Source organism: Rhodovulum sp. PH10 (assembly GCF_000293785.1).
Taxonomy (GTDB): Bacteria; Pseudomonadota; Alphaproteobacteria; order Rhizobiales; family Xanthobacteraceae; genus Rhodoplanes.
In genome coordinates, this window is record NZ_AKZI01000053.1 from 1 (window position 1) to 24,542 (window position 24,542).

At 69.9% G+C, this 24,542-nt stretch carries 22 protein-coding genes and 1 pseudogene; 12 read left to right on the forward strand and 11 right to left on the reverse strand.

Annotated features, from left to right (window positions below):
* Window positions 1-307: 307 nt before the first annotated feature.
* The 3 genes and pseudogenes from A33M_RS24890 to petA form a co-directional block, all read right to left on the reverse strand.
* A complete protein-coding gene (locus A33M_RS24890) occupies window positions 308-1,138 on the reverse strand; it encodes a cytochrome c1 (protein ID WP_443212929.1) in 831 nt (276 codons plus the stop codon).
* A gap of 15 nt (window positions 1,139-1,153) precedes the next feature.
* Window positions 1,154-2,404 (reverse strand): annotated as a pseudogene (locus A33M_RS24630) (cytochrome b); the annotation flags it as partial.
* Between the two features lie 42 nt (window positions 2,405-2,446).
* Window positions 2,447-2,968, reverse strand: a complete 522-nt coding sequence (gene petA, locus A33M_RS10250) for a ubiquinol-cytochrome c reductase iron-sulfur subunit (protein ID WP_008386603.1) — start codon at window positions 2,966-2,968, stop codon at window positions 2,447-2,449.
* A 250-nt stretch (window positions 2,969-3,218) separates the two neighbouring features.
* On the opposite strand from petA, the gene A33M_RS10255 reads away from it, so the two are divergent.
* From A33M_RS10255 to A33M_RS10265, 3 genes are all read left to right on the forward strand, one after another.
* Window positions 3,219-3,716, forward strand: a complete 498-nt coding sequence (locus A33M_RS10255; protein ID WP_008386604.1) for a tRNA (cytidine(34)-2'-O)-methyltransferase — start codon at window positions 3,219-3,221, stop codon at window positions 3,714-3,716.
* Window positions 3,717-3,877: 161 nt separating this feature from the next.
* Complete coding sequence (hemF, locus tag A33M_RS10260) at window positions 3,878-4,801, forward strand: oxygen-dependent coproporphyrinogen oxidase (RefSeq protein ID WP_083850406.1); 924 nt, start codon at window positions 3,878-3,880, stop codon at window positions 4,799-4,801.
* 105 nt (window positions 4,802-4,906) lie between these two features.
* Window positions 4,907-5,317 (forward strand): hypothetical protein, encoded by a 411-nt coding sequence (locus A33M_RS10265; RefSeq protein WP_008386609.1) that lies wholly within the window; start codon window positions 4,907-4,909, stop codon window positions 5,315-5,317.
* A 19-nt stretch (window positions 5,318-5,336) separates the two neighbouring features.
* On the opposite strand, the gene A33M_RS10270 is transcribed toward A33M_RS10265, so the two are convergent.
* From A33M_RS10270 to A33M_RS10285, 4 genes are read right to left on the reverse strand one after another with little or no spacing between them, the layout of a single operon-like run.
* Complete coding sequence (locus tag A33M_RS10270; RefSeq protein WP_008386611.1) at window positions 5,337-6,683, reverse strand: CCA tRNA nucleotidyltransferase; 1,347 nt, start codon at window positions 6,681-6,683, stop codon at window positions 5,337-5,339.
* Window positions 6,680-6,943: a DUF6111 family protein gene (locus A33M_RS10275; protein ID WP_008386614.1), complete on the reverse strand. Its 264-nt coding sequence runs from the start codon at window positions 6,941-6,943 to the stop codon at window positions 6,680-6,682. The genes A33M_RS10270 and A33M_RS10275 overlap by 4 nt, the downstream gene beginning before the upstream one ends.
* A gap of 55 nt (window positions 6,944-6,998) precedes the next feature.
* The gene (locus A33M_RS10280; RefSeq protein WP_008386616.1) at window positions 6,999-7,724 is read right to left on the reverse strand and encodes a CoA pyrophosphatase; all 726 of its coding nucleotides are present in this window, start codon (window positions 7,722-7,724) and stop codon (window positions 6,999-7,001) included.
* On the reverse strand, window positions 7,721-8,344 hold the full coding sequence (locus tag A33M_RS10285) for a DUF1285 domain-containing protein (RefSeq protein ID WP_008386618.1): 624 nt from the start codon (window positions 8,342-8,344) through the stop codon (window positions 7,721-7,723). The genes A33M_RS10280 and A33M_RS10285 overlap by 4 nt, the downstream gene beginning before the upstream one ends.
* Before the next feature lie 334 nt (window positions 8,345-8,678).
* On the opposite strand from A33M_RS10285, the gene A33M_RS10290 reads away from it, so the two are divergent.
* From A33M_RS10290 to A33M_RS10305, 4 genes are all read left to right on the forward strand, one after another.
* On the forward strand, window positions 8,679-9,683 hold the full coding sequence (locus tag A33M_RS10290) for an AAA family ATPase (protein WP_008386620.1): 1,005 nt from the start codon (window positions 8,679-8,681) through the stop codon (window positions 9,681-9,683).
* A gap of 6 nt (window positions 9,684-9,689) precedes the next feature.
* Window positions 9,690-10,661, forward strand: coding sequence for a DUF58 domain-containing protein (locus tag A33M_RS10295; RefSeq protein WP_008386623.1), 972 nt, complete (start codon window positions 9,690-9,692; stop codon window positions 10,659-10,661).
* Entirely contained in the window at window positions 10,658-13,528 is a 2,871-nt protein-coding gene (locus A33M_RS10300) for a DUF4159 domain-containing protein (protein ID WP_008386625.1), read from the forward strand. Before A33M_RS10295 ends, A33M_RS10300 begins: the two co-directional genes overlap by 4 nt.
* Window positions 13,529-13,780: 252 nt before the next feature.
* Entirely contained in the window at window positions 13,781-15,853 is a 2,073-nt protein-coding gene (locus A33M_RS10305) for a membrane protein (protein WP_008386628.1), read from the forward strand.
* A gap of 28 nt (window positions 15,854-15,881) precedes the next feature.
* Here the strand turns inward: A33M_RS10305 and A33M_RS10310 are convergent, their stop codons facing one another.
* Entirely contained in the window at window positions 15,882-16,397 is a 516-nt protein-coding gene (locus A33M_RS10310) for a GNAT family N-acetyltransferase (protein ID WP_040620074.1), read from the reverse strand.
* 111 nt (window positions 16,398-16,508) lie between these two features.
* Between A33M_RS10310 and A33M_RS10315 the strand changes: the two genes are divergently transcribed.
* A complete protein-coding gene (locus tag A33M_RS10315; protein WP_008386632.1) occupies window positions 16,509-17,495 on the forward strand; it encodes a glutathione S-transferase family protein in 987 nt (328 codons plus the stop codon).
* A gap of 27 nt (window positions 17,496-17,522) precedes the next feature.
* Here A33M_RS10315 and A33M_RS10320 read toward each other — a convergent pair whose 3' ends face one another.
* Entirely contained in the window at window positions 17,523-18,065 is a 543-nt protein-coding gene (locus tag A33M_RS10320) for an NUDIX domain-containing protein (protein ID WP_202801849.1), read from the reverse strand.
* 674 nt (window positions 18,066-18,739) lie between these two features.
* Here A33M_RS10320 and A33M_RS22315 point away from each other — a divergent pair.
* Window positions 18,740-19,474 carry a helix-turn-helix transcriptional regulator gene (locus A33M_RS22315; protein ID WP_008386636.1) on the forward strand — a complete coding sequence of 245 codons (735 nt, stop codon included), beginning with the start codon at window positions 18,740-18,742 and terminating at the stop codon, window positions 19,472-19,474.
* Between the two features lie 147 nt (window positions 19,475-19,621).
* Here the strand turns inward: A33M_RS22315 and A33M_RS10330 are convergent, their stop codons facing one another.
* A complete protein-coding gene (locus A33M_RS10330; RefSeq protein ID WP_008386642.1) occupies window positions 19,622-20,335 on the reverse strand; it encodes a DUF1013 domain-containing protein in 714 nt (237 codons plus the stop codon).
* Window positions 20,336-20,504: 169 nt separating this feature from the next.
* Between A33M_RS10330 and ispH the strand changes: the two genes are divergently transcribed.
* The 3 genes from ispH to rnhA all read left to right on the forward strand — a co-directional run bounded on the left by ispH (window position 20,505) and on the right by rnhA (window position 23,152).
* Window positions 20,505-21,527, forward strand: a complete 1,023-nt coding sequence (gene ispH, locus A33M_RS10335) for a 4-hydroxy-3-methylbut-2-enyl diphosphate reductase (protein ID WP_008386643.1) — start codon at window positions 20,505-20,507, stop codon at window positions 21,525-21,527.
* Window positions 21,528-21,651: 124 nt separating this feature from the next.
* Complete coding sequence (gene thrB, locus A33M_RS10340) at window positions 21,652-22,617, forward strand: homoserine kinase (RefSeq protein ID WP_008386646.1); 966 nt, start codon at window positions 21,652-21,654, stop codon at window positions 22,615-22,617.
* Between the two features lie 46 nt (window positions 22,618-22,663).
* Complete coding sequence (gene rnhA / locus A33M_RS10345; RefSeq protein WP_008386647.1) at window positions 22,664-23,152, forward strand: ribonuclease HI; 489 nt, start codon at window positions 22,664-22,666, stop codon at window positions 23,150-23,152.
* A gap of 151 nt (window positions 23,153-23,303) precedes the next feature.
* Here rnhA and A33M_RS10350 read toward each other — a convergent pair whose 3' ends face one another.
* Entirely contained in the window at window positions 23,304-24,005 is a 702-nt protein-coding gene (locus A33M_RS10350; RefSeq protein WP_052026996.1) for a L,D-transpeptidase, read from the reverse strand.
* Window positions 24,006-24,542 lie beyond the last annotated feature (537 nt).

Below are 24,542 nucleotides of genomic sequence, written 5' to 3' on the forward strand. Positions count from 1 at the left end.
CCCCACGGGAGAGGGTAAGAACCGAGCCGTTCAGCCGGAAACCGTATCATTTGCGGCACGCGGTGCTCCGGCCGGCCGCCATACGCCACGAGCCATGCGAGCGACCGTTCGGCCGGCCGGACGGTGATCCGCTCGGCACGCCCGCACGGCACCTCCGAGAAGCCCCGCCGACCCACACCTCCGACACGCAAAAAAGCCGACCTTTCGGCCGGCTTTTCCGTCGTCGTGTATCGAATACCCGCGAGGCCGCGGGAAGCGGGACGACCGGACGGGACGGCCACACGAGCCGTCCCGTCGTGCGAAGGCGTCAGGCCTTCTTCGTCTCGTGGGTGTCGTGGTGCTGGTGCACCGGATCCCACACGCGCTTCTTGGTGAAGTACAGCAGGCCGGTGAGGATCAGCAGGAACACCATCACCTGGAAGCCGAGGCGCTTGCGGGCCTCGAGGTGCGGCTCGGCGGTCCACATCAGGAACGCCGCGACGTCCTTGGCGTACTGCTTGGCGGTCTGCGGGGTGTCGTCGGTATAGGCGACCAGCCCGTCGGCGAGGGGCGGCGGCATCGCCGTCGCGTGGCCCGCGTAGTACTTGTTGTAGTTCGCGCCGTCCGGCAGCTTGAAGTCGGCCGGCGGGTCGGTATAGCCGGTCAGATAGGCGACGATGTAGTCCGGGCCGGCCTCCTGATACTGCGTCAGGATGTCGAACAGGAAGGTCGGGAAGCCGCGGTGATAGGTGCGCGCCTTGGCCATCACCGACAGGTCCGGCGGAGCGACGCCGTTGAAGGCGACGGCGGCGGCCTGCGGGTTCGGATAGGGCGACGGGAAGCGGTCGGCCAGCCGGCCGGGGCGCTCGAACATCTCGCCCTGGTCGTTCGGGCCGTCCTTGATCTGGGCCTCCGCCGCGATCGCGGCGGCCTGCTCCTTGGTGAAGCCCGGGCCGCCCGGCTCCGCGAGGTTGCGGTAGGCGACCAGCGTCAGGCCGTGACAGGCGGCGCAGACCTCACGATAGACCTGGAAGCCGCGCTGCAGCTGGGCCCGGTCGTAGGTGCCGAACGCACCGGCGAACGACCACTGGTTCTGCGGCGGGGTCGGCTGCTCGGCCGCCTTGGCGGTCGAGGTGCCGGCCGAGACGCCGACCAGCACGGCGAGCAACGCGATCGCCGCCGCGGTGCCGACCTTCTTCTTCAGCGGGCTCGGATTCTCCGCCTCGTCGATCGTCTCCGGCACCGGCAGCGGCTTCTCCATCATGCCGAGCATCGGCAGCACCACCAGGAAGTGGATGAAGTACCACGCCGTGAGGATGCGGGCCGCGAGCGTGTAGACGCCTTCCGCCGGCTGCGCGCCGAGCCAGCCGAGCAGGACGCAGGTGGCGACCCAGATCCAGAAGAAGATCTTGAACAGCGGCCGATAGCGTCCCGACTTGACCTTGGAGGTGTCGAGCCAGGGCAGGAAGAACAGCACCACGATCGAGCCGAACATCGCGATGACGCCCATCAGCTTGTTCGGGATGGCGCGCAGGATCGCGTAGAACGGCAGGTAGTACCACTCCGGCACGATGTGGGCCGGGGTCACGCTCGGATTGGCCGGGATGTAGTTGTCGGCGTGGCCGAGATAGTTCGGGATGTAGAACAGGAACCAGCAGAACAGCAGCATGAACACGACGAAGTAGAACAGATCCTTCAGCGTCGCGTACGGCGTGAAGGGCACCGTGTCGCTCTCGAACTTCGGCTCGATGCCGGCCGGATTGTTCTGGCCGACCACGTGCGTCGCCCAGATGTGCAGCGCCACGAAGGCGACGATCACGAACGGCAGCAGGTAGTGCAGCGAGAAGAAGCGGGTGAGGGTCGGATTGCCGACCGCGTAGCCGCCCCACAGCCAGGTGACGACGGTGTCGCCGACCAGAGGGATCGCCGAGAACAGGTTGGTGATCACGGTGGCGGCCCAGTAGCTCATCTGGCCCCACGGCAGCACGTAGCCGAGGAAGCCGGTCGCCATCATCAGCAGATAGATGATCACGCCGAGGATCCACAGCACCTCGCGCGGCTCCTTGTAGGACCCGTAATACATGCCGCGGAACATGTGGACGTAGACGGCGAGGAAGAACATCGCCGCGCCGTTGGCGTGCGCGTAGCGCAGCAGCCAGCCGTAATTCACGTCGCGCATCAGGTGCTCGACGGAATTGAAGGCGAGGTCGACGTCCGGCGTGAAGTGCATCACCAGCACGACACCGGTGACGATCTGGATCACCAGCATGAACGAGAGAATCACGCCGAACGTCCAGAGGAAGTTCAGATTCTTCGGGGTGGGGAAGGCGACGAACGAATCATACGCGAAGCTGATGATCGGCAGCCGCGCTTCCAGCCAAAGAATGTAACGATTGTCGGTTTGAAACTTGGAAGGTCCACTCATGGTGCGTCTCTGTCCGGAGGGGTTTGCGGTCCGGAGGCCGCGTCAGCCGATCTGGATCTTCGTGTCGGACACGAACTGATAAGGCGGCAGCGGCAGGTTCAGGGGCGCCGGCCCCTTCCTGATGCGGCCGGAGTCGTCGTACTGCGAGCCGTGGCAGGGGCAGAACCATCCCCCGTAATCACCCGACTTGGCGATCGGGATGCAGCCGAGATGGGTGCAGATGCCGATCACGACCAGCCAGTTCTCGTGACCCGGCTTGGTGCGCTGCTCGTCGGTCTGCGGATCGGGAAGCGCGCTGAGCTTGACGTCCTGCGCCTGCTTCACCTCGTCCTCGGTCCGGTGCCAGATGAAGATCGGCTTGCTGCGCCACGACACCTTGATGACCTGACCCGGCTGAATCGGAGAGAGGTCGACCTCGATCGGCGCACCGGCGGCGATGGTCGCCTGATCCGGGTTCATCTGAGCGACCAGCGGCACCAGCGTCAATGCGCCGCCGATCGCACCCACCGCCCCGGTCGCGATGTAAAGAAAATCGCGCCGGCTCGGCTCGGCCTGCAATGGCATGTTGCTCACAGTCTTCGGTTCCTTTTCAATCGATCGGCGGGTACCCTCGGAGGCCGACCCCGGCAAAACCCGGCGGCCGGATCGGTCTGTCGAGCCGAGGCTCGGGCGGCATGTATCGAGCGCCACCTTAAGCTTTCTAATGGCACCGTTTCGCGGGCCAACGCAAGTCCGAGGACTTGCCGACGAGTGTTCATGGCAAATATCGTCGCGTGATGGTCCGGCCTGCACCCGACGGGAGTGGTATCGAGACGTGCGGATCGCCCTCTACGAGCCGGACATTCCACAGAACACCGGCACCATCCTGCGGCTCGCCGCCTGTCTCGGCGTCGAGGTGCATCTGATCGAGCCGGCCGGGTTCCCGACCTCCGACCGTGCCTTTCGCCGCGCGGGGATGGACTATCTCGACCGGGCCGCCCTCGTGCGACACCCGTCCTATGGGGATTTCACGAGATTCTGTAAGGAGCGGGCGCTGCGGACGGTGCTGCTCACGACGGCCGCCGAGACCTCCTATCTGGACCACCGGTACGACCGGCGCGACGTGCTGCTGCTCGGCCGCGAGAGCGCCGGCGTGCCGGAGGCGGTGCATCGCGCGGCCGCCGCGCGGCTCGTGATTCCGATGCGTCCGGGCCTGCGCTCGCTCAACGTCGCGATGGCCTGCGCGATGGTGGTCGGCGAGGCGCTGCGACAGACCGGCGGGTTTCACGACGCTGTCGTGAGAACGGAACAGGGAACGATGAACGATTTTTAATTTTCCTGGACCTGAACTACGCTCGCGGGACTAATCTTCGGAGAGCATGACATGACAAGTCGGCACGCTGGCGGACCGAAATGTAACGTTCGCCATCGCGTCGCCCACACCGCCGGCGGCGCGAGGCCGGCGTGTTTCGCCCCCGCACGGACGTGATCACGATGAACGAGCCCGACCGCATCGCTTCGCCACTGCCCGAGCCCACCGTGCTCGACGCACGCAAGGCGGAGGCCCGCGCCTGGTTCGAGCAGCTGCGCGACGCGATCTGCTCCGCCTTCGAGACGATCGAGGACGACGCGCCGGCGGCGACCGCCGGCGGTCGCGAGCCCGGACGGTTCGTGCGCACGCCGTGGGCGCGTACCGACCACGCCGGCCACGACGGCGGCGGCGGCACCATGGCGATGATGCACGGCCGGGTGTTCGAGAAGGTCGGCGTCCATGCCTCCACCGTGCACGGCGAGTTCGCGCCGGAGTTCCGCAAGGACATTCCGGGTGCCGCCGAGGATCCGCGCTTCTGGGCGTCGGGCATCTCGCTGATCGCCCACCCGCTCTCCCCGCACGTGCCGACCGCCCACATGAACACCCGCTTCGTGGTCACCTCGCGGGCGTGGTTCGGCGGCGGCGCCGACCTCACCCCGATGCTCGACCGCCGCCGCAGCCGGGAGGATCCCGACACCGTCGCCTTCCACACGGCGATGAAGGCCGCCTGCGACGCCCACCCGAAGGTCGCCGCGCACGAGCGCTTCCAGGCGTGGTGCGACCGTTATTTCTTCCTGAAGCACAGGAACGAGCCGCGCGGCGTCGGCGGCATCTTTTACGACTGGCTCGACAGCGGCGATTTCTCCGCCGACCTCGCCTTCACCCGCGACGTCGGCCGGGCGTTTCTCGGCGTCTATCCGACGCTGGTGCGTGCGAATTTCGCGTCCCCGTGGAGCGAGGCGGAGCGCGACGAGCAGCTGGTCCGACGCGGCCGCTACGTCGAGTACAACCTTTTGTACGATCGCGGCACCGTGTTCGGCCTGAAGACCGGCGGCAACGTCGCCTCGATCCTCTCCTCGATGCCGCCGCTGGTGAAGTGGCCGTGAGGGGGTTTTCGGTCGCTCGCGGCACGGCTTCGCTGTGCCGGGCGGCGTTCCCCTATCGAGGGTCGTGGCATTCCGTTATGCTTACGGGAGACCGCGGACCGAGGCATGACGATCGCCGCCTTCGACACCCTGAAATTCGTGCGGGCGCTGCGCGACAAGGCCAAGATGTCGCCGGAGCAGGCGGAAGGCTTTGCCGACGCCATCTCCGAGGCGATCCAGACCGACATCGCCACCAAATCCGACATCGCGGCCGTGCGGGACGATATCGCCGCCGTGCGGGGGGAGATCGGCGTCGTGCGGGGGGAGATCGCCGATACGGCGACCGACCTGCGCGGCGAGATCGCCAGTACCGCCGCGGACCTGCGCTCCGAGATCCGGCAGTGCGAGCTGCGGCTCGAGGCAAAGATCGAGGCGACCAAGGCCGAGCTTCTGAAATGGATGTTCGGGACGATCGGCTTTCAGACGCTGATCATTCTCGGCGCGGTGATCGCGCTCGCCCGGCAAATCCATCCCTGACCGTCCAGCGCGACGCCGGTCAGCCCGTTTCTGCCGCCGCCTGCGCCACGATCCGGTCGAGGCTGGCGGTATCCAACGGAAAACCTTCCGCGATCCAGGCCGTCTCGGCGACGCGCAAAACCTTTCCGAGCGCCGGGCCGGCGGGAATGCCGCGCGCCATGAAGGCGGCGGCCTTCAGCGGGAAAGCGGGCGCCTGCCAGCGGTCGGGCAGCGTCGCGAGGGAGCGCCACGCATCCTCGCACATATCCTGGCACGCCGCCTCGCGCGCATCTGCGGTGACACCACCTGAGGTATCCGCATAGCCGGAGACGTCGAGATCCGCGAGAGCGGCAGCGGCGCGAGGGCAAGAACCGGCCCGGCTCCAGGCGAGCAGCACCCGATCACCATAAGCGTCCGGCCCTAGCCGATAAAGCAGCGCACGCGCCGCGGCCTCGCCGGCAGCAGGCGATACTTCCCGCCAGTGATGCGCCATCAGCGCCAGCCGGCGATGCTCGCCGTTGAACAGCCGCAACCGCTCGCGCAGGCGGTCCGAATCCTCCTCCACCAGCACCGCGAGCGCGGCGAGCCGGCGCACCGGATCGGGCTTTCGGCCGAGCACCGCCTCGTGCCGTGCCATCGCGGCGAGGTTTTGCGGCAGGCCGACGCCGCCGAGGACCAGATGGAGAATGCCGGTGTCGGACATCACCGTCGCGGTCGCCGCCGCGCCGGGCGCGACCAAGAGCTTCATCAGCTCCATCCGCACCCGCTCGCGCGACAGCGCGCGCAAAGTTTCGCGGGCGGCGACGCAGGCGGCGAGGCTTTCCCGATCGAAGTCGCCGTTTCCATAGGAAGCATGAAACCGGAAGTAGCGGAGGATGCGCAAAAAATCTTCCGCGATCCGGCGGGCCGGCGCGCCGATGAACCGCACCTTTCTGGCGATCAGGTCGGGAAAACCGCCGAGCGGGTCGTGCACCACGCCGTCGCGCCCGACCGACAGCGCGTTCATGGTGAAGTCGCGCCGCTCGGCGTCGGCCCGCCAGTCGCGCCCGAACGCGACCTTCGCCTTGCGGCCGAACGTTTCCACGTCGCGCCGCAGCGTCGTCACCTCGAACGGGCGGCCGTCGGCCACCACCGTCACCGTGCCGTGGTCGATCCCGGTCGGGATCGCGGCGAGGCCCGCCGCCTTCGCGCGACGCACCACCTCGTCGGGCAGCGCGGTGGTGGCGATGTCGAGCTCGGTCACCGGCTCGCCGAGCAGCGCGTTGCGCACGGCGCCGCCGACCACGCGCGCCTCCTCGCCGTCGCGATCGAGCAGCGCCAGCACGCGGGCGAGCGCCGGGTCGGCGAGAAAGCCGGCGTCCGGCAGCCGGACCGGCGTCTCGCTCACTCGAAATGGCCGGGCACCAGCCGGCCGTTCTCGACGTGCGCCGGCACGTAATCGGAGCGCGGCGGCGCGCCGCCGAACTGCGCCATCACCACGAAGCTGCCGATCAGCACGACGAAGGCGGCGAGCGTCAGCCAGCCGAGCACCGGCAGCCGCCAGGCGCCGGCGTCGAGCGCGCCGTTGCGGGTCGCCGCGAGAAACAGCGCATAGGCCACGAACGGCACGAGAAAGAGCGCGAGCTCGACCAGAAAGGTCCGGATCATCGTCTGGCGTCGCCTCCCCTCTGCTCCCTCGGCCCCGCTCCCGCCACCGGCGTGATCAGCGCTCGTACACCCGCTCGTAGAGATTGCGCAGAATCCCCGCGGTCACGCCCCAGATATAGCGGTCGCGCCACGGCATCGCATAGAAGCGGCGCAGCACGCCCTTCCAGTCGCGGCTCTGCAGCGCGTGGTTCTCGACGTTCATCAGGAAGGCGAGCGGCACCTCGAAGGCATCCTCCACCTCGGCCGGGTTGAGCGTGAGGACGTAGCCGGGATCGACGCGGGCGACCAGCGGCAGGATGCGGAAGCCGCTGAAGGTGCAAAAGAGGTCGAGATAGCCGATCGGCTCGATCAGCTTGCGGTCGAGCCCGACCTCCTCGTCGGCCTCGCGCAGGGCGGCGGCGAGCGGGCTCTCGTCCTCGGGGTCGATCTTGCCGCCGGGAAAGGCGATCTGGCCGGCGTGGCTCGGCAGGCTCGTCGTGCGCTGGGTGAGGATGATGCCGGGCTCCGGCCGGTCGACCACCGGCACCAGCACGGCGGCCGGGCGGGCGGCGATCACGCCGGCCTTCTCCCACAGCTCGGGGTCGAGATCGAGGTCGCCACGGGTCGCCGGCCGGCTCGGGTCGGTCAGCGCCTCGGGCACCGCGAAATCGAGCTTGCTGCGGGCGAGCGAGAAGAAGGCGTCGGCGGCGGAGAGCGGCCCGGCCGGCCCGCCGGGCGGGCGGGCGACGGGGGTCGCCGCGGCGGGCGTCAGCGCGGAGGTCTCACGGGGGTCGTTCTTCACGGCATGTCGATTCGTCGGGGGTTGTCTTTCAGCGTGTCGGCGGGGGCCATCGGGAAGAAGCAGGCGCCCGAGGCGACGCCGAACACTTGCCGGCCGTCCACCTCGCGCTCCTCGCCGAGCGAGACGAGGTCGTAGAACAGGGGCCGCGTCACCTTGGCCCACAGGCCGCGCCGCACATGGAGATAGGGCTTCAGCCCGCCGGTGCCACGCTCGGGCTCGAAACGCAAGCCGTGATCGGCATCGCAGAGAACCTCGTCGTCGACATTGGTGCGGAAGCGCAGCACCGCAGCACCGCCCGCGGAATCCTCCACGCGGTGCATCTCCACCGCCAGGAACGGTGCGTCGTCGACCCGGATGCCGACCTTCTCGACCGGCGTCACCAGCACGTAGCGCTCGCCGTCCCGCCGCAGCACCGAGGCGAACAGCTTCACCAGCGCCGCCCGGCCGATCGGCGAGCCCTGATAGAACCAGGTGCCGTCGGAAGCGATCCGCATGTCGATGTCGCCGCAGTCGGGCGGGTTCCACAGATGCACCGGCGGCGGCCCCTTGCCGGCGGCCTTCTTCACCGCGCCGGTGAGGCCGTCGAGCGCACGGGTGCCGGTCTGCCCTTCGTTCGCCACGGTTCGCCCTACGTTGTTCGAGGATGGCGCACGACACCCCCGCAGACGCGGATGCCGCGACCGTGACCGACAGCCGGGCCGGTCGCGGGAACGTGAACGTCGATAACACCGTTTCGGCCCATTGCGATACCCCGCGGTCGTTACGGTCGCGTGTCGCCTTTGGCGCAAAGGATGCATATCCGATCGACGCAGCCTGCAGTGGCGTGACGGACGGCAGCGCCGCGGCGCTTTCGAGCTTATATCGAATGCCGGACCCGACGAACGGGCGGCGTCGAGGACCATCATGGGACCGGACGTCACGGGACCGGACCAGGACACGCGCGAGGACACACGCATGGCGGTGAGCGGAGACGGCTTCGAGAAGCTCGAGGACATGATCGTCCGGGCGGCGGAAACCACCGCGAATCACGTCCGGGCGGCGCGCAGCGCGGTCGGCACCGTGATCTTCGGGCAGGACCGGGTGGTCGAGCACGCGCTCGTCACCGTGCTGTCGGGCGGCCACGCGCTGCTGGTCGGCGTACCCGGCCTCGCCAAGACCAAGCTGGTCGAGACGCTCGGCACCGTGCTCGGGCTCGACGCCAAGCGCATTCAGTTCACCCCGGACCTGATGCCGTCCGACATTCTCGGCAGCGAGGTGTTGGAGGAGAGCCAGGCCGGCAAGCGCAGCTTCCGCTTCATTCCGGGCCCGGTGTTCGGCCAGCTCCTGATGGCCGACGAGATCAACCGCGCGAGCCCGCGCACCCAGTCGGCGCTCCTGCAGGCGATGCAGGAGCAGCACGTCACGGTGGCCGGCGTGCGGCACGACCTGCCGAAGCCGTTCCACGTGCTGGCGACCCAGAACCCGCTCGAGCAGGAGGGCACCTACCCGCTGCCCGAGGCGCAGCTCGACCGCTTCCTGATGCAGATCGACGTCGATTATCCGGACATCGAGGCCGAGCGGAAAATTTTGTTCGACACCACCGGCGCCGAGGGCGCCAAGGCGAAGGCCGCGATGACCGCCGACGATCTGATGGCGGCGCAGCGGCTGGTCCGCCGTCTGCCGGTCGGTGAATCGGTGGTCGAGGCGATCCTCGCGCTGGTGCGCTCGGCCCGTCCCGGCCCCGCCAGTCCCGAGGGCAAGCTGATCGCCTGGGGTCCGTCGCCGCGCGCGAGCCAGGCGCTGATGCTCGCGGTGCGCGCCCGCGCGCTGCTCGAGGATCGCTACGCGCCGTCGGTCGACGACGTGCTGGCGCTCGCCGAGCCCATCCTCGAGCACCGCATGGCGCTCACCTTCTCGGCCCGCGCCGACGGCGAGACCGTGCAGGGCGTGATCGGCCGCCTGAAGGCCCGCATCGGATAGCATTTCATGGCGCCATCCCACGCCCCCGGCTCCCAGACATCCGTCACCTCGGACCACGAGCGTGCCGCGCTCGCCCAGGCGAGCGGCGCGAGCCGCACGCTCGCCGCCACCATGCCGCGGCTGGTGCTGGAGGCGCGCCGGGTCGCCGCCACCGTCATTCACGGGCTACACGGCCGCAGACGTGCCGGGCCGGGCGAGAATTTCTGGCAGTACCGCCGCTTCGTGTCGGGCGAATCCGCCGCCGACGTCGACTGGCGCCGCTCGGCGCGCGACGACCATCTCTATGTCCGCGAGCGCGAATGGGAGTCCGCCCATACCGTGTGGGTGTGGCCCGACCGCTCCTCCTCGATGGACTTTCGCTCCAACCTCGCGCGCGACGGCAAGCTCGAGCGGGCGCTGGTGATCGCGCTCGCGCTCGGCGAGGTGTTGGTGCAGGGCGGCGAGCGCGTCGGTATTCCGGGGCTGATGGCGGCGACCGCCAACCGCAACATCATCGACAAGATGGCGCAGGTGATGCTGCACGACCCGGCCGCCCGGGCGAGCCTGCCAAAAGCGTTCTCGCCCTCGCCGCTGTCGGAGTTTCTGCTCCTGTCCGACCTGTGGAGCCCGATCGCCGACATTCGCGCGACGCTCGCCCGGCTGTCGGCCGCCGGCGCGCACGGCCACGTGGTCCAGGTCGTCGATCCGGCGGAGGAAACCTTCCCCTATTCCGGCCGCGTCGAGTTCGTCGAGCCGGAGGGCGCGGGCGCCGTCACCGCCGGCCGGGCAGAGACTTGGCGGGCCGACTACACCGCCCGCATCGCCCGTCACCGCGACGAGATCCGCGCCGAGACCGACCATGCCGGCTGGAGTTTTTTGGTCCACCGCACCGACAAGCCGGCGACCGACCTTCTGCTCGCGCTGCACGCCCGGCTGACCGCCGGCCGCGCCGCCGTTCGTCCGGCGCGCGGCGCCCCCACGGAGGCCGCGCCCGCATGATCCCCGGCCTGCCGCTCGCCTTCGCCCAGCCGCTGATTCTGCTCGGCCTCGCCGCGCTGCCGCTCCTGTGGTGGCTGCTGCGGCTGGTGCCGCCGCGCCCGCGCCGTGTCGCCTTTCCCCCGACCCGCCTTTTGTTCGACATCGCGCCGAAGGAGGAGACGCCGTCGCGCACCCCGTGGTGGCTGACGCTGCTGCGGCTGCTGCTCGCCGCGCTGGTGATCTTTGCCGCCGCCGGGCCGATGTGGCGACCGCCGGTGGCGGCCGGCACCGGCAATGCGCCGCTCGCGGTGCTGATCGACGACGGCTGGTCGTCCGCCGCCAGCTTCGACGCGCGCATCCGCACCGCGACCGATCTGGTCGCCCGTGCGCGGGCAAATGGCCGCGGCATCGCGCTGGTGCCGTTGTCCGAGCCGAACCGCGACCTCTCCTTCGAGACGCCCGACGCCGCCGACGCGCATTTGCGCACGCTCGCGCCGAAGCCGCACGCGGTGGAGCGCGCCGCCGCGCTGCCGGCGATCGGCCGGCTGCTCGCCGCCGATCCCGCCGCCGAGGTCGTGTGGCTGTCGGACGGCATCGATCTCGGAAAGGCGCAGAACTTCGTGACCGGGCTCGCCCGGCTGACCGAGGGTCGCACCGTCACCGTGGTGACCGGCGGCGTCGCCTCCGCCCGCGCCTTGACCGACGTCGACAATGCCGCAGGCGCCCTCGGCGTCACGGTCTTGCGGGCCGATGCCAACGCCGCGTCGCAGGGCACGGTGCGGGCGCTCGACCTGCGCGGCCTGCCGCTCGGGGAAGCGGCCTTCGCCTTCTCCGGCAATGCCACCGACACCACCGCCCGCTTCGACCTGCCGGTCGAGATCCGGAACGACATCGCCCGGCTCGAGATTTCCGGCGAGCGCTCGGCGGGTGCCGTGCAGCTCCTCGACAAGCGCTGGCGGCGGCGCACCGTCGGCGTGGTCACCGGCGCGACCGCCGACACCGCCCAGCCGCTGCTCGCCGCGACCTATTATCTCGCCCGCGCGCTCGGGCCGTTCGCCGACGTGCGGCTGGCCGAGCGCGGCTCGCCGGCGGAGGCGGTCGACCATTTCATCGACCAGCATCTGCCGATGATGGTCTTGGCCGATGTCGGCACGATCGCAGGAGATGCCCGCGACCGGCTGACCCGCTGGGTGGAGGACGGCGGCGTCCTGGTGCGCTTCGCCGGACCGCGGCTCGCCGCAGCCACCGACGACGACCTCGTGCCGGTGCGGCTGCGTCGCGGCGGCCGGGTGCTCGGCGGCAGCCTGAGCTGGGAGGAGCCCCAAAAGCTCGCCTCGTTCTCCCCCAACGGCCCGTTCGCCACGATCGCCGTGCCGGACGACGTGACGATCCGCCGCCAGGTGCTCGCCGAGCCCGACGCGACGCTCGCCGAGCACACCTGGGCGGCGCTCGGCGACGGCACGCCGCTGGTCACCGCCGGCCGGCGCGGCAAGGGGATGGTGGTGCTGTTTCACGTCACCGCCGACACCCGCTGGTCGAACCTCCCGCTCGCCGGCACCTTCGTCGAGATGCTGCGCGGCATCGTCGGCATCACCGGCCAGCAGCCCGCCGCCGACACCGAGACCGCCGACGGCGGCACCACGGAGAGCGGCCGCGCCACCCAGGCGACCGAGACGGTGGCGCCGAGCCGCATTCTCGACGGCCACGGCGCCTTCGGCCCGCCCCCGCCGACCGCAAAACCCGTCGCCTCCGGCTATCGTGGCCGCGCCACCGCCGACAACCCGCCGGGCTTCTATGGCCCGCCCGAAGGCTTGCTCGCCGTGAACACGCTGGTGCCGGGCGACCGTCTCGCCCCCCTCGATCTCGCCCCGCTCGGCGCCCGCGTCGAGCCCTACCGCACCGCCGAGCCGGTCGACCTGCGCGGGCCGGTCTTCCTCGCCGCGGTCGGCCTCGCGCTGCTCGACGCGCTGGTGGTCTTTTGGCTCGCCGGCGGGCTCTCCCGCGGGCTCGCCCGCCTCACCGGCGCCCGCCGCGCCTCCGCCGCGGTTCTGCTCGGCCTCGCGCTCGGGCTCGCCGGCCTCGGCCCGCAGCCGGCCCGTGCACAGCCCGCATCGAACCCGACCGCCGACCAGTTCGCCGAAAGAGCCACCGCCACCACCCGGCTCGCCTACGTGATCACCGGCGACGCCGAGGTCGACGCCATCAGCAAGGCCGGGCTCGAGGGTCTTTCGGTGTTCCTCTCGCAGCGCACTGCGCTCGAGCCGGGCGACCCGATGGGCCTCGACATCGCCCGCGACGAGCTCGCCTTCTTCCCGCTGATCTACTGGCCGATCGTGCCGGGAGCCCCCAAGCCGAGCGCGGAAACGCTCGCCCGCATCGACACCTACATGAAGCAGGGCGGCACCATCCTGTTCGACACCCGCGACGCGGTGGAGGCGCCGCCCGGCCCCGGCGGCGAGACCCGGAGCCCCGGCATGCTGGCGCTGCGCGGCATCCTGTCGTCGCTCGACATTCCCGAGCTCGAGCCGATCCCGCGCGAGCACGTGCTGACCAAGACGTTCTTCCTGCTGCCGGACTTTCCGGGCCGCTTCTCCAGCGGCCGGCTGTGGGTGGAGGCGATCCCGTCCGCCGATCCGGACGAGCAGGAGATGCGCCCGGTGCGCGGCGGCGACGGCGTGTCGTCGATCCTGATCACCTCGAACGATCTCGCCGGCGCCTGGGCCACCCGTCCCGACGGGCAGGCGATGCTGCCGCTCACGCCCGGCGAGCCGCGCCAGCGCGAATACGCCTTCCGCGCCGGCGTCAACATCGTGATGTACACGCTGACCGGCAACTACAAGGCCGATCAGGTGCACATCCCGGCGCTGCTCGAGCGCCTGGGGCAGTAGAGGACACGGCTCGAGGAGCGCGCGGGCACCGCCGGCCGCTCCGTCTTCGACCCTCTCCCCCTGCGGGAGCCCCTGTGGGAGAGGGTGCCCGAGGCCCGGCGAAGGCCGGGCGGAGGGCGGGTGAGGGGTCGACCGGAGCAAACCCCTCACCCGGCTCGGACGTCGCGTTGCTCCGTCCTCGCCACCCTCTCCCGCAAGGGGAGAGGGTGAGACCGCGAGCGCAGCGGGCTCGACCCGGATCAGGAGTTCTCGTTGAATCTCGGCCTCGCCTTCTCGCCGCTCGTGCCCGACTATGTCCTGTGGACGGTGATCGCCGCCGCCGTCGTGGTGAGCGCGCTGCTGTTCTTCGCCAGGAGCCGCGGCGCCTGGATGCGGGCTTTGGCGCTGGCGCTGCTGGTCGCCGCCTTGGGCAATCCCTCCTTCACCCGCGAGGACCGCCAGCCGTTGTCGTCGGTCGCGGTGGTGGTGGTCGACAAGAGCGCCAGCCAAACCTTCGGCGACCGCACCGCCCAGACCGAGGCGGCGCGCCAGGAGCTGACCGAAAGGCTGTCCCGCATTCCGGGGCTCGAGGTCCGCACCGTCGAGGCCGGCCGGGCCGACGGCGAGACCGACGGCACCCGCCTGTTCTCCGCGCTAGGCGCGGCGCTCGCCGACGTGCCGCCCGAGCGGGTCGCCGGCGCGATCTTCCTCACCGACGGGCGGGTGCACGACGTGCCGGCAAATGCCAGCGCGCTCGGCTTTTCGGCGCCGGTCCATGCGCTGGTGACGGGCTTTCCGGACGAGCGCGACCGTCGCGTCGTGCTGGTGCAGGCGCCGCGCTTCGGCATCGTCGGCCAGCAGCAGACGGTGGTGTTTCGCATCGAGGACACCGGCGCGCCGCGCGCCTCCGCCCAGGTGCGTATCAGCCGCGACGGCGAGCCGGTCGAGACCCGAACCGTGGTCACCGGCCAGACCGTGCGGGTGCCGGTGCCGATCGCCCATCCGGGCCAGAACATCGTCGAGATCGAGGCCTCGCCGATCCCCGACGAGCTGACCACCCTCAACAATCGCGCGGTGGTGGCGATCGACGGCGTGCGCGACAAGCTGCGGGTGCTGCTGGTGTCCGGCGAGCCGCACGCCGGCGAGCGCACCTGGCGCAACCTTCTGAAGTCGGACGCGAACGTCGACCTCGTGCACTTCACCATCCTGCGTCCGCCGGAGAAGCAGGACGGCACGCCGATCAACGAGCTGTCGCTGATCGCCTTCCCGACCCGCGAGCTGTTTCAGCAGAAGATCGACGAGTTCCAGCTGATCATCTTCGACCGCTACGCTCGTCAGGGCGTGCTGCCGCTTCTCTACTTCGACAACATCGCCCGTTACGTGCGCGACGGTGGCGCGGTGCTGATCGCCGCCGGCCCCGATTACGCGAGCCAGACGAGCCTGTGGCGCACGCCGCTCGAGTCGATCCTGCCGGCCCAGCCGACCGGCGCGGTGACCGAGCAGCCGTTCCACGCCGTCCTCTCCGATCTCGGCAAGCGCCATCCGGTGACCCGCAGCCTGGAGGGGGCGAACGCGACGCCGCCGCACTGGAGCCGCTGGTTCCGCCTGGTCGACGCCCGCGCCAACGAGGGCATGACGGTGATGCAGGGGCCGGACCAGAAGCCGCTCCTGGTGCTCGCCCGCGAGGGCGAGGGCCGCGTCGCGCTGATGCTGTCCGACCAGATCTGGCTGTGGGCGCGCGGCTACGAGGGCGGCGGCCCCTATGTCGACCTGCTGCGCCGGCTGTCGCACTGGCTGATGAAGCAGCCCGACCTCGAGGAGGAGGCGCTGCGGATGTTTTCGCGCGGGCGCGAGCTGACGATCCAGCGGCAGAGCATGGGCGAGACGGTCGCTCCCGTCACGCTCACCTCGCCGTCCGGCGCGACCCGCAGCCAAACGCTCGATCCCGCCGATCCCGGCGTGTGGCGCACCACGCTCACGGCCGACGAGCTCGGCCTGTGGCGGGCGAGCGACGGCACCCTCTCGGCGATGGTCAATGTCGGGCCGGCCAATCCGCGCGAGTTCTCCGAGGTGACCTCCTCCACCGAGCCCTTGGCGGCGCTCACCGCGGCGACGGGCGGCAGCGCGCGGCGGCTGTCGGAGGCGGCGGGCGCATCGGTCGACGTGCCGCGGGTGATCCCGGTGCGCTCCTCGGAGACGTTCTCCGGCAATGGCTGGATCGGCCTGAAGATGCGCGACGCGAGCGTGGTGCGCGGCGTCGGCGTGCTGCCGATGTTCGCGGGTTTGCTCGGGCTCCTGCTGCTGGTCGGCAGCCTGGCGCTCACCTGGGCCCGCGAGGGGCGGTAGGACGGGGTCGGTCTCTGTCGCCGTGGTATCAGGCGGCGTCGGCGTCCCACTCCGGGCGGATCGCCCCTGATACCCCCTCGAAGGCGCCGGGCTCGAGCTCGGCGATCAACAGGCGGGCGGGATCGACCGGCCCCGGCATTTTTGCCCGTCCCGCCGGCACCCGGACGAAGCCGGCGCGCGCGTAATAGGGCTCGTCGCCGACCAACACCACCAGCCGGTGGCCCTTGGCCTTCGCCTCGGCGAGCGAGCGCTCGATCAGCCGCCGGCCGATGCCGCGGTCGCGGAACGGCGGCTCGACCGTCAAGGGCCCGAGCAGCAGCGCCGGCGCCTCGCCGATTCGCACCGGTGTCAGCCGCACCGAGCCGACCAGGAGCGTGCCGATCCGGGCGAGGAACGACAGGTCGCGCCGATGCGTCATCCGCTCGCGGATGCGATAGGCGGTGCGGGCGAAGCGGCCGGGCCCGAACGTGCGCTCGTGCAGCCGGTCGATCGCGGGTGCGTCGGCCTCGGTCTCGGGTAGGATGGTGAGCGACAGATCGGACATGGCGGTGCGTGGAACGGCGGTCGTGCTCGAGTGGGAGAGTGTCGCGGTGCACATAGCACGAATCGGCCGCGGCACGAATCGATCGGTCCGAACCGAAGCACGGAGAGACGCATGGGACTGCTGGTGGACGGCGTGTGGACGGATCGCTGGTACGACACCGCCGCGACCGGGGGACGCTTCGTGCGCACCGAGTCGCAGTTCCGCGACTGGGTGACGGCGGACGGCGCGCCCGGCCCGAGCGGGGTGGGCGGGTTTCCGGCCGAGCCCGGCCGCTATCACCTCTACGTGTCGCTCGCCTGCCCGTGGGCGCACCGCACGCTGATCGGCCGGGCGCTGAAGGCGCTCGACGGCATGATCGGGGTGTCGATCGTCGCGCCGCTGATGCGCGAGAAGGGCTGGACCTTCGACACCGCGCAGGGCTCGACCGGCGACGCGCTCGGCGACGCGCAAACGCTCGCCGACGTCTATCTCCGAGCGAACCCGCATTATTCGGGGCGGGTCACCGTGCCGGTGCTGTGGGACAAGGAGCGCAAGACGATCGTCAACAACGAGTCGGCGGAAATCTTGCGAATGCTGAACACGGCGTTCGATGCCTACACGCCGGTGCGGCTCGACCTCTATCCTGAAGCGTTGCGCTCCCAGATCGACGCGATCAACGCGTTCGTCTATGCGAACGTCAACAACGGCGTGTACCGGGCCGGCTTCGCCACCACCCAGGGCGCCTATGCCGAGGCGTTCCACGCGCTGTTCGCCGCGCTCGACGAGATCGACGCAAAGCTCGGCTCGCGGCGCTATCTGGTGGGCAGCCGGATCACCGAGGCGGACTGGCGGCTGTTCACCACGCTGGTGCGGTTCGACGCGGTGTATCACGGGCATTTCAAGTGCAACCTGCGCCGCATCGCGGACTATCCGAACCTCTCGAACTATCTGCGCGAGCTGTTCCAGGTGCCCGGTGTCGCCGAGACGGTCGATCTCGACCACATCAAGCGGCATTATTACGGGAGCCACAAGATCATCAATCCGACCGGCATCGTGCCGCTCGGTCCGGCGCTCGATTTTTCCGCGCCGCACGACCGCGGGCGGTTCGGCGAGGGGTGATCGAGGCGAGGACCGCCGCGGGCGCGCTCACCAGTGCGCCGACCCCGGCGCGCCGTGCAGAATTTCCGCGATGCGCGCGCGGGTCGCCGGGCTGGTGCCGTCCGGCAGGGCGTCGGGTGAGAAGAAGCCGGCCTCCAGGATTTCGCGGGTCGGCACGAACGGCGCCGGCTGGCGAAACGCCCGCACCACATAGAGCGCCACGTGGTCGCGCCGCGAGACGCGGTCGTTGAGATAGACGCCGTGCAGCACCGCCGGCCCGTCGAGATGCAGGTTGCCCTCCTCGAGAAGCTCGCGGGCGAGCGACGTCTCCATCGTCTCGCCGACCTCGACGCCGCCGCCCGGTAGATACCAGCCGGTGAGATAGGAGTGGCGGACGAGAAAGACGCGGCCGTCCGGGTCGACCACCAGGCCGCGCACGCCGAGCGTCATGCCGCGCCGCAGCCGCCACCAGAGATGCAGCACACGATGCAGCAGGCGCTCGCCGAGCCCGCGGCGCGGCGCAGTCGCCGAGGCGGCCGGTGGCACGCGACCGACCGTCACGCGCCGCCCCACCGGGAGCGACAGTTGCACCAAAGTTTTATTCTCGTCATGACGGTCTAGCCCGTACGTTGCAAGACGCTGCGATCCGCGGTTCTATAGGCGGCGGGACCGTTCACGGCGATCCCGATCGGGGAGCGGGTCGCGCACGCGATTCGGCGGCACCGATCCGTTGCATCCAATGTATATTGTCGACTGTCGACGATTCGGTCGGGCGGACGAGGTTCGGCCGCTGCCTTTATTGCAACCACCGGGCCCCCGCCCGAACAACCGGAAAAACCGCGCCAAGCCTTCGAATTGTCGAGGGATTATCATAAGAATTGAGACAGAATATTCGGTAGCATTGGAAGAAAGGTAGTTTCGCCCGGGTGACGGCGGCCGAGATTCCACCGGAACGTGGGATTGATTCCGATGCAAGTTTGCGGTTCTGTATTCTTTACCACAAGCAGAATGTGCGTGGGGGGCGACCGCTCATCACACGGCGGTAGAAAAACTATCGTCTTCCATTCTTGGTGAGCGGGCTAAGGGGAAGGCTAGTTCTGCGGAGTCATGATGTTCACGTCTCGTATTCGACAGGTACAATGGAATTCACGGGGGGACGCGGTCGCGAAACCTTGGACCGGATGGCCGGCACGACCGGCGAGTGACGCGGGCTGCGACGGCAACCCGAAGGAGGCGAGGTCGGTGGCCCGACCGTGAGGACGACCGTGACCGCCTCCGAAGAACTTTTCCACGACCTTCCGGTCTATGCGGCGCAATTGGACCGCTTCGGCTTCATCCTCCGGGTGAACCCGCAATGGAAGGCGTTCGTCGACGCCGGCGGGCTGGTGCTGCCGCACGGCGACCAGTCGCCGGCCGACTACGGGATCGGCGAGAATTACCTGCGCTTCTGCGCGTTCGCCGATCCGCTGTCGCCTCGCCTGATCACCGGCATCTCCCAGGTGCTGGCCGGGCAGGTCGACTGCATCTCGATCCTCTATCCGCGACCGATGCCGGGCCGGCGCGGCTGGTTCATGCTGTTCGCCTTTCCGCAGACGGCGGGCGACGTCCGCGCCATGCTGCTGCACATCGACGTCGGCGAGGTGATGAGCCGGATGTCGGCGGGCGCCGAGGACGAGCCGGCCGACCTCGAAGCGATCGCCGGCCGGGTCGAGGCGGCGGTGGCGGGAGCGGTCGCGGTCGGCCGCGAGCCGCCGCACGGAATGCTCGCCCGCGGCCCCGGCGAGGACCGCCCGGCGCCGCTCAGCAAGCGCCAGTGGGAGGTGCTGTCGCTGATGACCAACGGCCTCACCAATGTCGAGATCGCCCGCCGGCTCGGGCTGTCGCCCAACACGGTGAAGATCCACGTCTCGGGCATTCTCGCGCGGCTCGGGCTGCCGTCGCGCACCCAGGCGGTGCATTGGGCGCTCACCGAGGGCCGCCACGAAAGGCCGCCGGGCTGAGGTTTCCCCCGGCGAGATCGTCTCGTCTCGACGTCGAGCGATCGACGAACACCCGAAGGGCCGGCCGCGCGCCGGCCCTTTCGCGTTCCGGCCGCTCGTTTCCGGACGAACGCCGGACGGGCGACCGGACCGATCGTGGGTCGGGCCTCACTCCTCGTCGTCGTCGTCCGCGTCGGACTTCCCGCCGATCTGCTTGAGCTTGGCAAAAACCGCCTCGACGTCGAGCTCCTCGCTCGACGGGCGGCCGTCCGACCCGTCCTCGTCGTGCTCGGCGCCGGCCCCGGTGGTGAGATCGGCCGGCAGCAGCGTGACGCCGTGCTCGGTCTCGACCGGCTTCTCCTTGGCGGCGCGGCTCACCTCCATGTCGAGGTCGATCTGCGAGCACAGGCCGAGCGTCACCGGGTCGAGCGGCGTCAGGCTGGCGGAATTCCAGTGGGTGCGCTCGCGGATCGCCTTGATGGTCGCCTTGGTGGTGCCGACCAGGCGCATCACCTGGCTGTCCTTCAGCTCGGGGTGGTTGCGCACCAGCCACAGAATGGCGTTCGGCCGGTCCTGGCGGCGCGACACCGGCGTGTAGCGCGGGCCGCGCTTGGCCTTGGCGACCGGCACCCGCACCTTCGATTCCGACAGGCGCAGGCGGAGATTGCCGTCCTTCTCGGCGCGCACGATCTCCTCGCGGCTGAGCTGGCCGGTGAGGATCGGATCGAGCCCCTTGATCCCCTGGGCGGCGTCGCCGTCGGCGATCGCCTTCACCTCGAGCGGATGGAGCTTGCAGAAGTCGGCGATCTGATCGAACGACAGCGCGGTGTTCTCCACCAACCAGACGGCGGTGGCCTTGGGCATCAACGGCTGGCTCGACATGGCAAAAGCTCCCTTGCGCTTCGCCCGCCCCCCGGAGGCGAAGCCCGTTGTCATTCGAGAAATGACGGAATTCGGACCATATATAGTCGAGCGGACCGCGCCGGTGCAACATCGGCCGCGCTTGACAGGACTTCGGGTGAAGGCCAAACCCAGCCGAAAAGGAGACCTCATGACGAGCGAGCGCCCCGAAACACCCGCGACCGAGGCCGCCGACGCGCCGAAGCCGGCGCTGACGGTGCTTCTGTGCTCGCCGCGCGGCTTCTGCGCCGGCGTGGTGCGCGCCGTCGACACGGTGGAGCGCGCGCTCGCCGTGTACGGGCCGCCGGTCTATGTCCGCCACGAGATCGTCCACAACCGTTACGTGGTCGAGAGCCTCAAGGCCAAGGGCGCGATCTTCGTCGAGGAGCTGTCGGAAATCCCCGACACCACCGCACCGGTGGTGTTTTCCGCGCACGGCGTGCCGAAATCGGTGCCGGAGGAGGCGGAGAAGCGCAACTTCTTCGCGATCGACGCGACCTGCCCGCTGGTCTCCAAGGTCCATCGCGAGGCCGAGCTGCACCTCAAGCGTGGCCGCGAGATCGTGCTGATCGGCCATGCCGGCCACCCCGAGGTGGAAGGCACCATGGGCCAGCTGCCGCCCGGCGCCATCACCTTGATCGAGACGGTCGAGGACGTCGCGACCTTCACCCCGCGCGACCCGACCAAGCTCGCTTATGTCACCCAGACGACGCTCTCGATCGACGACTGCACCGGCATCATCGCCGCCTTGATGCAGCGCTTCCCCGAGATTACCGCGCCGCACAAGGAAGACATCTGCTACGCCACCACCAACCGCCAGGAGGCGGTGAAGGAGATCGCGCCGAAGGTCGATGCGCTGATCGTGGTCGGCGCGCCGAACTCGTCGAACTCCAAGCGGCTGGTCGAGGTCGCCGAGCGCAACGGCTGCACACGGGCGCGGCTGGTGCAGCGGGCGGCCGACATCGACTGGGCGGTGTTCGACGGCGTCGCGACGCTCGGCATCACCGCCGGCGCCTCGGCGCCCGAGGTGATCGTCGAGGAGATCATCGACGCCTTCGCCGCACGCTACGCCGTCACCGTCGAGACCGTCTCGGGTGTGAAGGAAAGCATGTTCTTCCCGCTGCCGCGACAGCTGCGCGAGGCCGCACCGGAGGCGGAGCCGGCCGCCGAGTGAGCGGCGGAGCGCGCCGCGGGACGAGCGGCGAGGCCGGCAGCCTCACCAGAGGCCAGGCCGGTCGCCGGACGAGAGCGGCGGGGCGAGAGACGGAGGCGGCCGGGGGGCCGCTCTTGGGGGTGGGATGGCCGTCTACACGGACGTCACGGCCGACGAATTGCAGAACTGGCTCGGCACTTACGATCTCGGCGATCTCCTGTCCTACAAGGGGATCGCGGAGGGGGTGGAGAATTCCAACTTCCTGCTGCACACGACGCGCGGGCGCTACATTCTCACCCTCTACGAGAAGCGGGTTCAGGCGAGCGACCTTCCGTTCTTCCTCGGCCTCATGGAGCATCTGTCGGCGCGCGGGCTCACCTGCCCGCAGCCGGTGAAGGCGCGCGACGGCGCCGCCCTCGGCCGGCTGGCCGGGCGGCCGGCGGCGATCGTCACCTTTCTCGACGGCATGGGGGTGCGCCGGCCGAGCGTCGGCCAGTGCCGCGAGGTCGGCAAGGCGCTCGCGGCGATGCACATCGCCGGCCTCGATTTCCCGATGCAGCGCAACAACGACCTGTCGGTCGCCGGCTGGCGCCCGCTGTTCGACGCGGCGCGGGACAAGGCCGACCGCATCGTGGCCGGGCTGAAGGAGGCGGTCGCCACCGAGCTCGCGTTTCTCGAGCTGTGCTGGCCGAAGGATCTTCCACGCGGCGTGATCCATGCCGACCTGTTTCCGGACAACGTCTTCTTCCTCGACGACGCACTGTCCGGGCTGATCGACTTCTATTTCGCCTGCACCGACACGCTCGCTTACGACGTGGCGATCTGCCTGAATGCCTGGTGCTTCGAGGCCGACCACGCCTTCAACGTCACCAAGGGGCAGGCGCTGCTCGCCGGCTACGATGCGGTGCGGCCCTTGACCCCCGCCGAGCGTGCCGCACTGCCGATCCTCACCCGCGGCGCCGCGCTGCGCTTCCTGCTGACCCGGCTCTACGACTGGTTCGCGGTGCCGGCCGGCGCGCTGGTGCGGAAGAAGGACCCGCTGGAATATTACCGCAGGCTGCGGTTCCACCAGATGGTCGCGGGCCCCGGCGATTACGGCTTCGCGCCGTGATCGCGCGCGCCGAAACGACCACGAGCGAAGCCGGACCACCCCCGCAATGACCGACCAGACCGACGCCGCACCCCGAAGCGTGGTGATCCACACCGACGGCGCCTGCTCCGGCAATCCGGGGCCGGGCGGCTGGGCCGCGATCCTCGAATGGAACGGCACCGTGCGCGAGCTGAAGGGTGGCGAGGCGCACACCACCAACAACCGCATGGAGCTGATGGCGGCGATCCAGGCGCTCGAGACGCTCAAGCGGCCGTGCGCGGTCGACATCCACACCGACAGCCAGTATCTGCGCCAGGGCATAACCGGCTGGATTTTCGGCTGGAAGCGCAACGGCTGGAAGACCGCCGACAAGAAGCCGGTCAAGAACGTCGATCTGTGGCAGCGGCTCGACGCGGCGATCGCCGCCCACGACGTGACATGGCACTGGGTGCGGGGGCACGCCGGCCACGACCTCAACGAACGGGCCGACGAGCTCGCCCGCGAGGCGATCGCCGAGATCAGGGCGGCCGCCCGCGCCGGCCGAGCGGGCCACTGAGGCGGCACCGGCCGCGGCGACAAAGACCGGCTCCGGTCAAGGGCGCGCCGACGCGACCGACACCCCGAAACGCCGACGGGCCGCTCGCGCGGCCCGTCATGTCGATGTTCGTCCGATCGGCCCTGCGGCCGGCGTCGTCAATAGACCCGCATCAATACACCCGCGGGGTGCTCTCCGAGGCTGTGCGGGCGGGCCGCTCCGGCGCGATGCCGGCAACGCCGCGCGACGACATCGGCATCACCACCACCTTGGCGCCGGTCTTCACCCGCGCGAACAAGTCCTTCACGTCCTCGTTATCGAGCCGGATGCAGCCGGACGACACGCGCTTGCCGATGGTGGTCGGATCGTTGGTGCCGTGGATGCGGTAGACGGTGTTGCCGAGATAGAGCGCGCGGGCGCCCATCGGGTTGCCGGGGCCGCCGGCCATGAAGCGCGGCAGATAGGGCTGGCGGCGCACCATCTCGGGCGGCGGCGTCCAGTCCGGCCACTCCCGCATGCGGGTAATGCGCTCGACGCCCGACCAGGTGAAGCCTTCGCGGCCGACGCCGATGCTGTAGCGCAGCGCGCGGCCGCCATCGAGCACCAGATAGAGGTGGGTGTTCGGCGTGTCGACGATGATGGTGCCGGCCGCCTCGGGGCCGCCATAGGCGACGATCCGGCGCTGCAGCCGGGCCGGCAGCTCGGCGCGCGAAGCGGGCTCCGGCTCGGCGCGGACATAGGGGTCGATGCGCGAGGTGGCATAGCCGTCGGGCGCGAACAGCGACAGCGGTTCGGCCGCGGCCGGCGCGACCGAAAGACCCACGAGCACTGCGGTGAATGCACCGGCGACGAAAGACGTGGCGTTGCGAGCCATGTTCACCCTCCCCTGACGTTCCCCTGGACGAGACGCAGAAACAACGAGGAAATCCGGCCCGAGTTCCCGATTCTCGGGCGATGTCGCGCATCCGTGATCGGCTCGTGATCAGAACACGGCGTGGCGCGAGCTGATCAGATCGCCGGCGGCGACGCGGTGACGGCGAGCCTTTTGCGACGGGGTCGAGCCACGGCGCGAGGCCTCCTGCGAAGGCGCAGGTCTCGGAGAACGAGGCAACGACGAGGGCACGCACGTCGCACGAGCCAGGGCGAGGAGCCGGCGAAGGGGGACCTCTCTCGCTCCGCATCTGCGGCAGTCTCCCTCACCCGGCTCGGACGTCACTTCGTTCCGTCCTCACCATCCTTTCCCACGAGGGGAGAGGGAAAGGAGCCCTGCCCCCGGCCCAACACCGAGCCGATCGGCCGAAACCCGCATCAAATCATTTCGACGAAAAGGCCGCCGAGCGCGCCGACCAACTCGCAACCAAATAATACCAACGGCGACAGAGTCCGACCTCGTCCCGAGGAGCACTCCGCA

Excerpts from the sequence above, each read along its gene's own strand:
- petA (WP_008386603.1), bottom strand. The coding sequence starts at position 2,968 with ATGCCATTGCAGGCCGAGCCGAGCCGGCGCGATTTTCTTTACATCGCG.
- hemF (WP_083850406.1), top strand. The coding sequence starts at position 3,878 with ATGAACGAGCCCGACCGCATCGCTTCGCCACTGCCCGAGCCCACCGTG.
- A33M_RS10265 (WP_008386609.1), top strand. The coding sequence starts at position 4,907 with ATGACGATCGCCGCCTTCGACACCCTGAAATTCGTGCGGGCGCTGCGC.
- A33M_RS10275 (WP_008386614.1), bottom strand. The coding sequence starts at position 6,943 with ATGATCCGGACCTTTCTGGTCGAGCTCGCGCTCTTTCTCGTGCCGTTC.
- A33M_RS10290 (WP_008386620.1), top strand. The coding sequence starts at position 8,679 with ATGGCGGTGAGCGGAGACGGCTTCGAGAAGCTCGAGGACATGATCGTC.
- A33M_RS10295 (WP_008386623.1), top strand. The coding sequence starts at position 9,690 with ATGGCGCCATCCCACGCCCCCGGCTCCCAGACATCCGTCACCTCGGAC.
- A33M_RS10300 (WP_008386625.1), top strand. The coding sequence starts at position 10,658 with ATGATCCCCGGCCTGCCGCTCGCCTTCGCCCAGCCGCTGATTCTGCTC.
- A33M_RS10310 (WP_040620074.1), bottom strand. The coding sequence starts at position 16,397 with ATGTCCGATCTGTCGCTCACCATCCTACCCGAGACCGAGGCCGACGCA.
- A33M_RS10315 (WP_008386632.1), top strand. The coding sequence starts at position 16,509 with ATGGGACTGCTGGTGGACGGCGTGTGGACGGATCGCTGGTACGACACC.
- A33M_RS10330 (WP_008386642.1), bottom strand. The coding sequence starts at position 20,335 with ATGTCGAGCCAGCCGTTGATGCCCAAGGCCACCGCCGTCTGGTTGGTG.
- ispH (WP_008386643.1), top strand. The coding sequence starts at position 20,505 with ATGACGAGCGAGCGCCCCGAAACACCCGCGACCGAGGCCGCCGACGCG.
- thrB (WP_008386646.1), top strand. The coding sequence starts at position 21,652 with ATGGCCGTCTACACGGACGTCACGGCCGACGAATTGCAGAACTGGCTC.
- rnhA (WP_008386647.1), top strand. The coding sequence starts at position 22,664 with ATGACCGACCAGACCGACGCCGCACCCCGAAGCGTGGTGATCCACACC.
- A33M_RS10350 (WP_052026996.1), bottom strand. The coding sequence starts at position 24,005 with ATGGCTCGCAACGCCACGTCTTTCGTCGCCGGTGCATTCACCGCAGTG.